Annotated in this window: 9 protein-coding genes; 6 read left to right on the top strand and 3 right to left on the bottom strand. The window is 75.3% G+C overall.

Features of this window, described 5'->3' with window-relative positions; genetic code table 11:
• Entirely contained in the window at positions 1–2,571 is a 2,571-nt protein-coding gene (locus ACZ3IL_RS27895; RefSeq protein ID WP_467394718.1) for an FHA domain-containing protein, read from the bottom strand.
• 102 nt (positions 2,572–2,673) lie between these two features.
• On the opposite strand from ACZ3IL_RS27895, the gene ACZ3IL_RS27890 reads away from it, so the two are divergent.
• From ACZ3IL_RS27890 to ACZ3IL_RS27880, 3 genes are all read left to right on the top strand, one after another.
• Positions 2,674–3,330 carry a TetR/AcrR family transcriptional regulator gene (locus tag ACZ3IL_RS27890; RefSeq protein WP_467394716.1) on the top strand — a complete coding sequence of 219 codons (657 nt, stop codon included), beginning with the start codon at positions 2,674–2,676 and terminating at the stop codon, positions 3,328–3,330.
• 233 nt (positions 3,331–3,563) lie between these two features.
• Positions 3,564–4,259 (top strand): ThuA domain-containing protein, encoded by a 696-nt coding sequence (locus ACZ3IL_RS27885; protein ID WP_467394714.1) that lies wholly within the window; start codon positions 3,564–3,566, stop codon positions 4,257–4,259.
• A gap of 105 nt (positions 4,260–4,364) precedes the next feature.
• Positions 4,365–5,762: an NADP-dependent succinic semialdehyde dehydrogenase gene (locus tag ACZ3IL_RS27880; protein ID WP_467394712.1), complete on the top strand. Its 1,398-nt coding sequence runs from the start codon at positions 4,365–4,367 to the stop codon at positions 5,760–5,762.
• Positions 5,763–5,771: 9 nt separating this feature from the next.
• Here ACZ3IL_RS27880 and ACZ3IL_RS27875 read toward each other — a convergent pair whose 3' ends face one another.
• The gene (locus ACZ3IL_RS27875) at positions 5,772–7,862 is read right to left on the bottom strand and encodes a SpoIIE family protein phosphatase (RefSeq protein ID WP_467394710.1); all 2,091 of its coding nucleotides are present in this window, start codon (positions 7,860–7,862) and stop codon (positions 5,772–5,774) included.
• A 270-nt stretch (positions 7,863–8,132) separates the two neighbouring features.
• Between ACZ3IL_RS27875 and ACZ3IL_RS27870 the strand changes: the two genes are divergently transcribed.
• Entirely contained in the window at positions 8,133–8,333 is a 201-nt protein-coding gene (locus ACZ3IL_RS27870; RefSeq protein ID WP_388689646.1) for a hypothetical protein, read from the top strand.
• A gap of 96 nt (positions 8,334–8,429) precedes the next feature.
• On the opposite strand, the gene ACZ3IL_RS27865 is transcribed toward ACZ3IL_RS27870, so the two are convergent.
• The gene (locus tag ACZ3IL_RS27865) at positions 8,430–10,814 is read right to left on the bottom strand and encodes a phosphoketolase family protein (protein ID WP_467394707.1); all 2,385 of its coding nucleotides are present in this window, start codon (positions 10,812–10,814) and stop codon (positions 8,430–8,432) included.
• Positions 10,815–11,196: 382 nt separating this feature from the next.
• Between ACZ3IL_RS27865 and ACZ3IL_RS27860 the strand changes: the two genes are divergently transcribed.
• The gene (locus ACZ3IL_RS27860; RefSeq protein ID WP_467394705.1) at positions 11,197–12,111 is read left to right on the top strand and encodes an oxygenase MpaB family protein; all 915 of its coding nucleotides are present in this window, start codon (positions 11,197–11,199) and stop codon (positions 12,109–12,111) included.
• The gene (locus ACZ3IL_RS27855) at positions 12,093–14,351 is read left to right on the top strand and encodes a serine/threonine-protein kinase (RefSeq protein WP_467394703.1); all 2,259 of its coding nucleotides are present in this window, start codon (positions 12,093–12,095) and stop codon (positions 14,349–14,351) included. The genes ACZ3IL_RS27860 and ACZ3IL_RS27855 overlap by 19 nt, the downstream gene beginning before the upstream one ends.
• Positions 14,352–14,438 lie beyond the last annotated feature (87 nt).

Here is a 14,438-nt window from a genome sequence, read left to right as displayed (position 1 = left end):
CTACCTCCGCATGACGACCGGCTCGTGGCGGCGCAGCAGCCGGGCCACGACCAGCCCGAGGACCAGACAGAGCACCACCATCATGCCCATGTCGAACAGCCAGGCCTCCGCCGTGTGCCGCATCAGCGGATCGGTGGTCTTGTCGTTCGGCGCGACCTTCCCGATGTCGATCGTCGCGCCCATCGCCGCGAACGCCCACCGCGAGGGGACGAGCCAGGCCAGCTGCTCCAGGACGGGCGTGCCCCGCACGGTGAGCAGGGCCCCGCAGAACACCACCTGCACGATGGCGAGGAGGACGAGCAGCGGCATCGTCACCTCCTCCTTGCGGACCAGGGCCGAGACGAACAGGCCGAGCATCATCGCAGTGAAGGAGAGCAGCGCGACGGCGAGGGTGATCTCCACCAGAGGGGGCATCAGGACGCCCTCGCCGCCGGGCACGTTCAGCGGCACCCCGATCAGGGCCACCAGGGTCAGGACCACCGCCTGCACGACCGTGATCAGGCCGAGGACCACCACCTTGGAGGCGAGGTAGGCCGACCGGGACAGCCCGACGGCTCTCTCGCGCCGGTAGATCGTGCGCTCCTTCACCAGCTCGCGCACGGCGTTCGCCGCACCCGTGAGGACCCCGCCCACACAGAGGATGAGCAGGACGTTCAGCGACGACTCGGGGTTGAGCGCGCCCTCGGACAGGGCCCGGGCCATCGCGCCCATCACGAACGGCAGCGCGATCATGATGACGAGGAAGGTGCGGTCGGCGGAGAGCGCCGCCGCGTAGCGGCGCACCAGGGTCCGCAGCTGGGAGCCCCAGCTCTGTGCCTTCGGCGGCGGGGCGGGCACCGTGCCGGCCCGGGCGCTCCCGCCGGTTCCGTCCCGGGGGAGGTCCGGGCCCGTCGCGGCGTCGGTGATGTACCGGCGTTGGAAGCGGGAGGAGGCGTACTGGCCGGCCCAGTCGCGGTCCCGGTCGTTCTCGAAGGTCTCGAAGGCCTCCGGCCACTGGTCGAAGCCGAAGAAGCCGAGGGCTTCGGACGGCGGCCCGTAGTAGGCGACCCTGCCGCCGGGCGCGAGGACGAGCAGCCGGTCGCAGACGTCCAGGCTGAGCACGCTGTGGGTGACCACGACGACCGTGCGCCCGTCGTCGGCGAGCCCGCGCAGCATGTGCATCACGGACCGGTCCATGCCCGGGTCGAGACCGGAGGTGGGCTCGTCCAGGAAGAGGAGGGACGGTTTGGTGAGCAGTTCGAGGGCGACGCTGACCCGCTTGCGCTGGCCGCCGGAGAGGCTGTGGATCGGCTGGTCCGCGCGTTCCGCCAGGCCCAGCTCCCGGATCACCTCGTCCACCCGGGCCCGCCGCTCCGCGCGCTCGGTGTCCTCGGGGAACCGCAGCTCGGCGGCGTACTCGAGGGCGCGGCGGACGGTCAGCTGGAGGTGCAGGATGTCGTCCTGGGGGACGAGCCCGATGCGCCGGCGCAGTTCGGCGTAGTCCCGGTACAGGTCGCGGCCGTCGTAGAGCACCGTGCCCCGGTCGGCGGGGCGCTGGCCGGTGAGGGCGTTCAGGAGGGTGGACTTCCCGGCGCCGGACGGTCCGACGACCGCGAGCAGGGACTTCTCGGCCACCGGGAACGAGACCCCGTCGAGGAGGGTCCTGCGCCCGTGGTCGACGGTGACGGCGAGCGACCGCACGTCGAGGGAGACCTCACCGGTGTCGGTGAACTCGACCAGCCGTCCGCCGATCAGGCAGAACGCGCTCCGCCCGATGCCGACGATGTCCCGCGCCGTCACCCGGGCGTCGGTGACGGGACGGCCGTTGAGGAAGGTCCCGTTGTGACTGCCCAGGTCGTGTATCCGGTAGGTGCCGTCGGGCTGGGCGCGGAGTTCGGCATGCCGCCGCGAGACGGCGAGGTCGGGGACGACGACGTCGTTGTCGGGGGCGCGGCCGATGCGGACGCGGTGGGCGGGCAGCGGACGGACGGACGTCGGCCGCCGGAAGGTGCCGGTGGCGGCGGGACGAACGACGGAGGGGGGCCGGAGCGGGGCGGGTTCCCGCTCCCGTACGCGCTCCGGAGCCGGTTCCGGCACGTGTCCGGGCTCCGGTCCCCCCGGGTGCTCCGGAGCCGGTTCCGGTACGTGCTCCGGTGCGGGTTCTCGTACGTGCTCCGGTCCGGGTTCCCGCACGTGCTCCCGTGCGTGTTCCGGCCCGGGTTCCCGTACGGGAGGGGGTGGGGGCTCCGGTTCCCCCGGCCGGGCCGGGGCGCCGGACGAGAGGATCGCGCGGGGGCCGTCCTCGGGGTGTCCGAACCGCACGACCGTTCCGGGGCCGACCTCCCGCGTCCCGGCCACTCTCAGGCCGTCCGCGAAGGTGCCGTTCGTGCTGCCCCCGTCGGTCAGGGTCCACCGGCCCGCGACGGCCCGGAACACCGCGTGGTGCCAGGACGCGCGGTCGTCCGGGAGGACGATGTCGCTGGTGGGGTCCCGTCCGACGCGGTAGACGCGGCTCGGGTCCAGGAGCGTCGCGTCCCCGTCGATCTCGAGGACCAGATCGGGGGCCGCAGGTGCGGCGGGCCGCTCTCCCATGTCTGGATTTTATCCGCCGGAACCGGTCCCCGCCCGTGCGGGAGGCGCCGGTATGGTGGACGCCCGCCGCGGGACGCGGCCCGTGACGAGGAGGAACCCCCTGTGCCGAAAGGTGTCACCGGTCAGCGGTCCCGTACCCGCGCGGCGCTCCTGGCGGCCGCCCTGGAGGCCTTCGCCGAACACGGCTTCCACGCGACGACGATCGAGCGGATCTGTGAGCGGGCCGGCTACACGCGGGGCGCGTACTACTCGAACTTCGCGAGCAAGGAGGAACTCTTCCTCGCCCTCTTCGACGAGCACAGCGACCGGACCGTGCGGCGGCTCGCCGAGGCGATCGACGCGCTGACCCCCGGCGAGTACACCCTGGCGCGGCTCGCGGAGCTGGCCTCCCGCGTCGAACCCGACGAGCGGGACTGGTACCTGGTCACCACCGAGTTCACCCTGCACGCCATCCGCGACCCGCAGGCCGCCTGGGTGCTCGCGCGCCACGACGAGCGGCTCCGGGCGGAGATCGCCCGCGGCCTCACCCTCGTCCTGAGCCGGGCCGGGCGCGAACTGACCGTGGACACCGACCGGTTCGCGCGCCTCCTGGTCGCCCTGCGGGAGGGCGGTCTCGCCCAGAGCTACGTGGAACCGGAGGCGCTGCCGCCGGGCAGTCTGGAACGGCAGTTCCTCGCCCCGCTCCTGGAGGCGACGACCAGGGAGGTCCGGACCTCCGGGGACCGGCCGGAGGGTCCGGGCCCGGAAGCGACGGCCTGACCCCGCCGCGGGCGTGCCCGGCTCCGGCGGCCCGGCCCCGGCCCGGCGCCCCGCCCCGGCGCCCGGCTCCGGCGCCCCGCCCCGGCGCCCGGCTCCGGCGTGCCGCTGCGGTGCCGGGGTTGCGGCCCGCCGTTCCCGGTGACTACGGTCGGGGGAACGGAGGGAGAAAGCGCTTTCCGCGCGCTTCCGCCCCCACTCCCGCCCTCGTTCGACACCCCGCCCCGGAGCCCCGCGTGCCCGTCGCCGACGTCCTGATCTACACCCGCACCGCCGGGTACCGCCACGACTCGATCCCCGACGGCGCCGCCGCGCTCGTGGAGCTGGCGGGAGAGCTGGGGCGGACGGCCGAGGTGGGCGAGGACCCGGAGGCCTTCACCCCCGAGGGACTGGCGGAACGCGCCGCCGTCGTCCTCCTCTCCACGACGGGGAACGTCCTGACCCCCGGGGGCCGCACCGCCCTCGAGGCGTACCTGCGGGGCGGCGGCGCCCTCCTCGCCGTGCACGCGGCCGCCAACGCCGAACCGGACTGGCCCTTCTACGGGGAACTGCTCGGCACCCGCTTCGACGGGCACCCCGAGGTCCAGCCCGGCACCGTCCTCGTGGCCCCCGGGGACCACCCGGCGACCGCCCCGCTCCCGGCCCGCTGGGAGTGGACGGACGAGTGGTACAACTTCACGTCCGACCCGCGCGGCACGGAGGGAACGGACGGCGCCGCGGGGACCGGCGGGGCCGGCGTACGGGTCCTGGCCCGGGCCGACGAGTCCTCCTACCGGGGCGGCACCCACGGCGACGACCACCCGCTCGTCTGGTGCCGCGGGGTGGACCGCGGACGCGTCTTCTTCACCGCCCTCGGACACGCCCCGGAGGCGTACCGCGACCCGCTCTTCCGGGCCCACCTCTCCGGCGCGCTGGCCTGGCTGACCTCCTGACCGGCCGGCGCCCCCGGTCACCCCGCCGCGCCGCCCCTGTTGCGCCGCGCCCCTCTTCGCGGAAGGTTTCTGTCAGACGGGGGCCGAGGCAGGAGGAGACAGGCCATGGGCATCGCCACCGTGAACCCCGCGACCGGCGAGACGCTGCGCACCTACGAGGCCCACGGGCCCGACGAGGTCGAGCGGCGCGTCGCCGCCGCGCACGAGACGTTCCGCCAGTACCGCACCACCCCCTTCGCCGAACGCGCCCGCCTCCTGCGCGCCGCCGCGGGCCTCCTGGAGGAGGACACCGAGGACATCGCCCGCACGATGACGGTCGAGATGGGCAAGCCGATCGTCGCCGCCCGCGCGGAGGCCGCCAAGTGCGTCAAGGCCATGCGCTGGTACGCCCGCCACGCCGAGGAACTGCTCGCCGACGAGCACCCGGCGGAGAGCGACGTCCAGGACTCCGGCGCGGACACGGCCCGCGTCCACTACCGGCCCCTCGGCCCGGTCCTCGCCGTCATGCCGTGGAACTTCCCGCTGTGGCAGGTGATCCGCTTCGCCGCGCCCGCCCTCATGGCGGGCAACACGGGCCTCCTCAAACACGCCTCCAACGTGCCGCAGACCGCGCTCTACCTGGGCGACCTCTTCCGCCGCGCCGGATTCCCCGAGGGCTGCTTCCAGACCCTCCTCGTCGGCTCCGGGGAGATCGAGGGCATCCTCCGGGACCCCAGGGTCGTGGCCGCCACGCTCACCGGCAGCGAACCGGCCGGCCGGGCCGTCGCCTCCGTGGCGGGCGACGAGATCAAGAAGACCGTCCTGGAACTCGGCGGCAGCGACCCGTACATCGTCATGCCCTCCGCCGACGTCGTCGCGGCCGTGAAGACCGCCGTCACCGCCCGGGTGCAGAACAACGGGCAGTCGTGCATCGCGGCCAAGCGGTTCATCGTCCACCGGGACGTCTACGACGACTTCTCCGAGCGCTTCACCGCCGCCATGAACGCCCTCACCGTCGGCGACCCCCTCGACGAGTCCACCGACGTGGGCCCCCTCGCCACCGAACGCGGCCGTGCCGACCTGGAGGAACTGGTGGACGACGCCGTCGGGCGGGGCGCCACCGTCCTCTGCGGCGGCCACCGCCCCGACGACGAGGCGCTCCGCGACGGCTGGTACTACCGGCCCACCGTCCTCACCGGCATCACCCCGGAGATGCGCGTCCACCGCGAGGAGACCTTCGGGCCGGTCGCCACGGTCTACCCGGTCGCCGACGCCGAGGAGGCCGTGGCCGTCGCCAACGACTCCCCGTTCGGCCTCAGCTCCAACGTCTGGACCCGCTCCCGGGAGGACGTCGCGTTCTTCGTCCGCGACCTGGAGGCCGGCGGCGTCTTCGTCAACGGCATGACGGCCTCGCACCCGGCGCTCCCCTTCGGCGGGATCAAGCGCTCCGGCTACGGCCGCGAACTCGCCGGCCACGGCATCCGCGAGTTCTGCAACGCCACCACGGTGTGGCAGCGCGCCTGACCCGGCCCCTCAGCCGCCGGGGACGGCGCCCCCCGCCGTCCCCGCGGGGCCGATCTCGCACCACACCGCCTTGCCCTCGCCGCGCGGCTCGACGCCCCACCGGGAGGCCAGCGCGTCGAGCAGCAGCAGTCCGCGGCCCGAGGTGGCGGCCTCGCCCGGGGTGCGCCGCCGGGGCCAGGCGCTCGACCGGTCCTGCACCGACAGGCGCACCCGCCGCACCGGCTCGGGCAGCACCTCCAGGGTCAGCACCGCGCCCCCCTCGGTGTGCAGCAGCACGTTGACGAGGAGTTCCCCCGTCAGCAGCTCGGCGTCGTCGGCGCGATCGGCCATGCCCCAGTCCCGGAGCGCCCGCCCCACGGCCGCCCGCGCGTCCGACAGGCCCTGCGGGTCGGCCTGGTGGATGTACTGGTGGATGCGCGGCGCCCGGGGCGTGCCCGGGTCCGGGCTGCGCCGCAGCACCAGGAGGGCCACGTCGTCGCCCGCGCCCCACCGCTCCCACAGGCGCTCGGAGAGGTGGTCGGCCAGCTCCTCGGCCTGCGGCGGACCGCCCGCGATCGCCTCGGCCAGCGCGGCCAGGCCGGCCGTGATGTCCGAACCGGGCTGTTCGACCAGGCCGTCCGTGCAGAGCACCAGGGTCTCCCCGGGCACCAGGTCGAGCCGCGTCTCCGGGAACTCCTCGTCCCCGAACGCCGTTGCCAGGCCCAGCGGAAGACCGCCCCGCAGCTTGGGCTGCCCGACCCGTCCGTCGATGTGCCGGATCAGCGGATCGAGGTGCCCGGCCCGTACGGCGCGCACGGTGCCGCTCGCCAGGTCCACCTGCGCGTACGTGCAGGTCGCGAAGCGGTCGGTCTCCAGCTCGGCGAGGAACCGGGAGGCGCGGGCGAGGACCGTCGACGGGGCGTGCCCCTCGCCCGCGTACGCCCGCAGCGCGATCCGCAGCTGGCCCATGATGGCGGCCGCGTGCGTGTCGTGGCCCTGGACGTCGCCCACGACGATCCCGACCCGGCTGCGCGGCAGCGGGATCACGTCGTACCAGTCGCCGCCGACCTGCCGTCCGCTCCACGCCGCGTGGTACCGGACGGCGATGTGTCCCCCGGTGATCTCCGGGATGCGGCGCGGCAGCATCGTCTCCTGCAGCCCGGTCGCCAGTTCCCGCTCCTCGTCGAAGAGCATCGCCCGCTGGAGGGACTGGGCGACGATCGCCGCGAGCCCGAGGGCCAGGTTGCGCTCGTCGGGGCTGAACGAGGTGCGGCCCCGGTAGAACAGGGCCATCCCGCCGAGCGAGCGCGCCTGCGCCACCAGCGGCAGGTAGCAGGCCGCCCGGAAGTCCAGCCGGGGCAGGTGGGGGGCGAGGTCGGGGAAGTCCCGGCCCAGCTCCGCGAAGGACGGGACGAACCGGGGCCGGCCGCTCAGCACCGCCTCGGCCAGCGGCAGCCTCCGGTCGAGACGCCGGTCGCGGAAGCCGTCGAGCACGTCCAGGGAGCCTCCGCTGAGCGCGATGACGTTCAGCGACCCGTTCTCCACGAGTCCGAGCGCGAGCCCGTCCGCGCCGAGCCGCGCGAGCCCGCCCGGACCGGTGAGGGCGGCCGTCACGTCGTCCACGGTCACCGCGCGCGACAGGGCGTTCGTCGTCCGCTCGACGATGCTCGTCTGGACCTCGCGCCGCTTCTCCAGGTCCCGGATGAAGGTGACGTGCGCGACCTCGGCGGTCGTGTCCCGCACGACGCCGACGATCCGCCGGGCCCGCCCCCGCGGCGAACGCAGGATGCGGGCCTGCACGTGCGTCCAGTGGGGCGGCCCGTCGTCCTGGGGGATGGGGAAGTGGGCGGTGTACGAGAGGGCGCCGCTCCTGAGGGCCTCGCGCACGACGCCCTGGAGCCTGGCCCGTTCCTCGGGGGAGAGCCGCGCGACGAGCGACAGCGGCCGCCCGTCGAAGGCGTCCGGGACCACGCCGAAGACCAGCAGCCCGGACTCGTCGACGTCGATGCCGCCCGTGTCGAGATCCCAGTCGAAGCTGCCGGTCCGGTTCATGGCGAGCCACTGGGCGGGCCCGATCTCGCCACTGCGCGTACGCGGATCGTCATCGGTCACCCTCCCCATTGTCGAACCCGCGCACCGCGGACGCCACGGTGCGGGCCCGGCGTGGCGCGGGTTCGCCGCGGGAGCCGCGCCCGGACCGGTGGCGGGACCGCCGGCGGCCTCCGCCCGTTCGCCCCTCCGTCCCTCGGTCCCTCCGTCCCTTCGCCCCGGAGCCGGAGGTCCCCGCTCCCGGTCCCGCCGGGGCGGGCCTCCGCGCGGCCCCGCCCCGGATGCGCCCGCGCCGACCGGACACCAGAATGGCCAGTGCCGGACGAACACGTAGGAGGCGGCATGAACGCTGAGCCCGACAAGACGTCCCCGGGGGACTCCCCGACGCCCGACCGGCTGCTGCACGCCGGTTCGGAGGGGGAGTTCACGGCGGAGGACCTGGTCCTCGCCTCCGGCCGTGACGTGAACCCGCAGAACCTCGCCTGGGCGGAGCGCCGCATGGCGGAGAAGGGCCGCGCCTCGATGGACGAGCTCCTGCCCTAGGCACGTTCCCGAACCCCCCCGGGGTCCCGTCCTCGCGCCCCGGCCCCGGACCGGTCCTCCGGTCCGGGGCCGGGGCCGACGCCGGCCCGGCGCGCCTCAGCCGTTCCACTCCCAGTCGGCCACCTCGGGCATGTCGGTGCCGTGCTCCCTGATCCAGGCGTGGTGACGGGTACGGGCGTCCGCCATGGCCTGGCGCACGGTCACGGCGCGCACGCCGAGGCCGGGCACGCGGTCGATCACGTCCATCACCAGGCGGTAGCGGTCGAGGTCGTTGCGCACGACCATGTCGAAGGGGGTCGTGGTGGTCCCCATCTCCTTGTAGCCCCGCACGTGCAGGTTCGGGTGCCCGGCGCGGCGGTAGGCCAGCCGGTGCACCAGCCAGGGGTAGCCGTGGTAACCGAAGATCACCGGCCTGTCCGTCGTGAACAGGGCGTCGTACTCCCCGTCCGTCATGCCGTGCGGGTGTTCCCCGTGGGACATCAGCCGCGTCACGTCCACCACGTTCACCACCCGGACCGCCAGCCCGGGCAGGTGCTCCCGCAGCAGCGAGGCCGCCGCGAGGACCTCCTGGGTGGGCACGTCACCGGCGCAGGCGAGGACCACGTCGGGCTCGCGCGTGCCGTCCTCCGTGCCCGCCCACGCCCACACCCCGGCGCCCCGGGCGCAGTGGGCGCGGGCCTCCTCCAGGGAGAGCCAGTCGAAGCAGGGCTGCTTCCCGGCGACGATCACGTTGACGTAGTCGCGGCTGCGGAGCGCGTGGTCCGCCACCGAGAGCAGGGTGTTGGCGTCCGGCGGGAGGTAGACGCGGACGACCTCGGGGCTCTTGTTGAGCACGTGGTCCACGAAGCCCGGGTCCTGGTGCGAGAAGCCGTTGTGGTCCTGGCGCCACACGTGCGACGTCAACAGGTAGTTGAGGGAGGCGATGGGCGCCCGCCACGGCAGCCGGCGCGAGGTCCGCACCCACTTGATGTGCTGGTTGACCATGGAGTCCACGATGTGGACGAACGCCTCGTAGCAGGAGAACAGGCCGTGGCGGCCGGTGAGCAGGTATCCCTCCAGCCAGCCCTGGCAGGTGTGCTCGGAGAGCATCTCCATGACGCGGCCGTGCCGGTCCAGGTGCTCGTCGGTGTCCAGGACCGGCTCCTGCCAGGCCTTGCCGCTGGCCCCGTACACCGCTTCGAGGCGGTTGGAGGCGGTCTCGTCGGGGCCGACGAGCCGGAAGTCGCGGCGGTCGGCGGTGGCGGCCATGACCGCTTCCAGGAGGTCCCCGAGGACACGGGTCGGCTCGTGCCGGGTGGCGCCCGGCTCGTCCACCGGCACGGCGAAGCGCTCCAGGGGCGGTACGGGCAGGTCCCGCAGGAGGAGGCCGCCGTTGGCGTGCGGCGTGGCGCCCAGCCTGCGTTCGCCCTCCGGCACGCAGGCGAGCACGCGTGCGGACGGCGCCCCGTCCGCCCCGAAGAGCTCCTCGGGGCGGTAGGAGCGCAGCCACGCCTCCAGCTGCCGGAGGTGCTCCGGGTTGTCCCGCACGCCCGACAGGGGCACCTGGTGGGAGCGCCAGGTGCCTTCCACGGGCAGTCCGTCCACCTCCGCCGGGCCGGTCCAGCCCTTCGGCGTGCGGAGGACGATCAGGGGCCACCTCGGCCGCCCGGCCCGTTCGCCGGCGCGGGCCTTCCGCCGGATGTCCCCGATGCGGTCGAGCGCCGTGTCCATCGCGGCCGCCATGTCGCGGTGGACGCGGCGCGGATCGTCCCCGGAGACGTACAGGGGGTCGTGGCCGTAGCCCCGCAGCAGCTCGTCCAGTTCCCCCTCGGGGAGCCGCGCGAGCACGGTGGGGTTCGCGATCTTGTACCCGTTGAGGTGGAGCACCGGGAGGACGGCCCCGTCGTGCACGGGGTCGAGGAACTTGTTGGAGTGCCAGGACGTGGCGAGCGGCCCCGTCTCCGCCTCGCCGTCCCCGACGACGCACGCCACCAGGAGGTCGGGATTGTCCAGGGCGGCGCCGTACGCGTGCGACAGGGCGTAGCCCAGCTCGCCGCCCTCGTGGATCGATCCCGGCGTCTCGGGCGCCACGTGGCTCGGCACCCCGCCGGGGAAGGAGAACTGCCGGAACAGCCGGGCCATCCCCTCCTCGTCCCGGGACACGTCCGGGTAGACCTCGCTGTAGCTCCCCTCCAGCCAGGAGTTGGCGACCACGGCCGGCCCGCCGTGACCGGGCCCCCAGACGCACAGGGCGTCGAGACCGCGCTTCCCGATCACCCGGTTGAGGTGGGTGTACACGAGGTTGAGGCCGGGGGACGTGCCCCAGTGGCCGAGCAGCCGCGGCTTGATGTGCGCCGGTTCCAGCGGCTCGCGCAGCAGGGGGTTGTCCATCAGGTAGATCTGCCCGACGGACAGGTAGTTGGCCGCCCTCCAGTGCGCGTCGAGCGCGTCGATCTCCTCGTCGGTCGGGGACGGGCCGTCCGGGCGCCTGTCCTTGCGCATGTCTCCTCCGTCGTGTGAGCGGACGCGGCCGCCCCGCCGGCCGGTCCTGGTGTCCTTCCGGGGCGTCTGCCCCTCGCGCCGCCGCGGACACGCTCCCGCCGTGGCCCGGGCGCGTCCCTCGCGCTCCCTCCGGCGCGCACGCCCCATGGTGGTGCGCGTTCCGCCGGAAGACGGCGTGACACAGGGAGGTGTGCCCGCAAGAGGGGCCGGATGGGCCAGGGAACCGGACGTCCGGGCCGGCGGGGACCCGGGAGGGCCCGGTCCTCCCGGGCCCCGCCGTGCGGACCGGGCCTCCGCCGCGCGGACCGGGCCCCCGGACCCCGCCGCGAAGGTCCCGTCCCGCCCGGCGCTCCCGCGCCCGTTGCGGCGTAGCCTGGACGCCATGACGCGGGACGCCGACCCCGGCCTCTTCGGACCCGACTCCGTGACGTGGCACCTGCACAGCGACCCGGTGATGTGGATCGCCGGCGTCCGGGCCCTCTGGCTCCAGGCGCTGCACCCCGCCGCCGTCCGCGGCGTCATGATCAACAGCAGTTTCCGGCAGGACCCCCTGGGCCGCCTGCGGCGGACCGCCGACTTCGTGGGAACCCTCAGCTACGGGACCACCGAGGCCGCCGAGGCGGCCGGCGCCCGCGTGCGCCGGATCCACCGGCTGCTCGGCGTGGACGACCCGGAACTGCTGCTCTGGGTCCACTGCGCCGAGACCGACTCGTACCTCTCGGTCGCCCGCCGCTCCGGAATCCCGCTCACCGACGCCCTGGCCGACCGCTACGTGGACGAGCACCGCGCCTCGGCCCGGCTCGTCGGCCTCGACCCGGACGCCGTGCCCGCCTCCACCGCCGGACTCGCCGCCTACTTCGAGGCGGTGCGTCCCCGGCTCGCCGCCGGGCCGGACGCCAGGACCGTCGAGGACTTCCTGCGCCGTCCCCCGGTCCGGCCCCTCCTGGTCCCGGCGCGTGAGGTGGTCTGGCGGCACGTCACGGCGCTCGCGTACGACGCCCTGCCCCCGTACGCCCACGAACTCTACGGACGGCCCGCCCCGCCGCCGGAGGCCGTCACCCGCCGTCTCGCCGCCACGGCCGGCCTGCTGCGCCGCGTCCCCTCCCGCCTGCGCTGGAGGCTGCCGCCCCGGCACGTCCTGCGGGCCGTGGAACGGGTCGGCCCGCAGGCGCGGCCCGACCCGTACGCGCGCCCCGCCCCGTACCCTCTGTCGGACCCGGCGGCCATACTGGACGGACGGGCAGGAGCGCAAGGAACCGACGGGGGCGACGGCACGCGATGGGGGACTCCGGACTGATCCAGGGGCGGTACCGCCTGCACGAGGTCATCGGCCGCGGGGGCATGGGCGAGGTGTGGCGCGCCACCGACGAGGCGCTCGGGCGCCGCGTCGCCGTGAAGTGCCTCAAGCCGCTCGGCCCGCAGCGGGACCCGCAGGTGTTCGACGTCGTGCGCGAGCGCTTCCGGCGCGAGGCCCGGGTGGCCGCCGCGCTCCAGCACCGGGGCATCACCGTCGTGCACGACTTCGGCGAGCACGAGGGCGTGCTCTTCCTCGTCATGGAACTCCTGGAGGGACGCAACCTCAGTCAGCTCCTCGCCGCCAACGCCCAGCACCCGCTGCCCGTCCAGGACCTCGTCGAGATCGCCGACCAGATCGCCGACGCCCTCGCGTACACGCACGGCCGGGGCATCGTGCACCGCGACCTGAAGCCCGCGAACATCATGCGGCTGCGGGACGGCACGGTGAAGATCTGCGACTTCGGGATAGCGCGCCTCGGCGCCGACATGGGCTTCACGTCCAAGCTCACCGGGACCGGCATCGCGATGGGGACGCCCCACTACATGTCCCCGGAGCAGATCGGCGGCGGCGAGGTCGACCACCGCAGCGACCTCTACTCGCTGGGGTGCGTGCTGTACGAACTCGCCACCGGCTCCCCGCCCTTCGACCTGGGCGACTCCTGGGCGATCCTCATCGGACACCGGGACACCGTGCCGCGCCCGCCGCGCGCGCACCGCGCCGAGCTGCCCGACTACTTCGACCGCCTCGTCGTCGACCTGCTCGCCAAGGCCCCCGCGGAACGGCCGGCCGACGCGGGCGACCTGCGCCGCCGGATCGTCTCGGGCCGCGCGGGCCCGTCCCCGTTCACGCCGCTGCCCGGGGTGCCCGCGCAGCCGTCCCTCCCCCCGACCCGGCCCGTGCCGGTGTGCCCCGCGCCGGCGGAACCCGCGCCGGCACCCGTCCCGGCCGTCCCCGCCCCTGCGCCCGCGTGGAGCCGCGGCATGACCGGCGGGCACCGCCCGGCCGGAGCCGCCGGACCGCGCCCGGCCGCCCACGACTCCGCCGCGGCCGTCCTCACCACCGAATGGACCACCGCCGCCCCCGCGCAGGCCGGACCCGCCCCCGCGCCCCCGGCCGAACTGGTCGCGGTGCTCGCCGGCCGCCACCGGGCGGGGATGGGCCTCGGCAGGCTCGGCCGCTGGGGCGAGGCCGAGGCGGTGCACCGGTCCGTCGCCGGGGACCGGGCCCGCGTCCTCGGCGAGGACCACCCCGACACGCTCGCCAGCCACTACGAGGTCGGCTTCGCCCTCGCCCGCCTCGACCGCCACGCCGACGCCCTGGAGGTCTTCGAACGGGTCGCCCGGACCCGGGCCCGCGTCCTCGGCGGGGACCACCCCGACACCCTGGCCGCCCGGCAGGAGCGGGCGTACGCCCTCGACCGGATCGGACGGCACTCCGAGGCGTACGAGTTGTACGTCGCGGTGCTCGCCGCCAGGGAGCGGACCGAGGGCCCCGACCACCCCGACACCCTGCGCTGCCGCCACAACCTCGCGTTCACGCTCGGCCGCCTCGGCCGGCTGGAGGAGTCCTACCGCACTGCGCGCGAGGTCGCGGAGGCCCGGGCCCGGCTGCTCGGCGAGGACCACCCCGACACCCTGATGACCCGTCACGAGGTCGCCCACGTCCTCGCCCGCCTGGGACGCGGGAAGGAAGCCCTGGTCCAGTACCGCGCGGTCGCCGAGGCGCGCGCCGCCGCCCTCGGCACCGACCATCCCGACACCCTCGCCGCCCACTACGAGACCGGGGTCCTCCTCGGCCGGCTCGGCCGGGCGGCGGACGCCCTGGACGTCTGCCGCTCCGTCGTCGCCTCCCGCAGCCGCGCCCAGGGCGCCGACGCGCCGGAGACCCTGCGCGCCCGCCACGCCCTCGCCGTCAACCTCGGCCGCCTCGGGCGCTGGGAGGAGGCGCTGGCGGAGTCCGGGAGCGTCCACGCCGACCGGGCGCGGGTCCTGGGCGCCGACCACCCGGACACCCTGCTCAGCCGCCGCGAGACCGGCGTCGCCCTCGGCCGGCTCGGCCGCTGGGCGGAGGCCCTGGAGGCCCACCGCGCCGTCGCCGCGGCCCGCCTCCGCCTGCTCGGCCCCGCGCACCCCGACACCCTCGCCGCCCTCGACGACGAGGCCCACTGCCTGGAACGCCTCGGCCGCCCCGCCGAAGCCGCCGCCCTCCTCCTCAGAGCGGCCGCGCCGCCGCCCGCCTGACCGGCGGGCCCCACGGCCGGCCGTGCCGCCGCACGCCGGACGGGGGACCCGCCCGGCGGCCCCGGACCCGCCGCCCTTTCCCGCTCC

It is taken from the genome of Streptomyces sp. NPDC014907 (assembly GCF_055562975.1).
The sequence above is the reverse complement of the archived record's forward strand: the minus strand, read 5'-3'. Positions and strand labels throughout refer to the sequence as shown.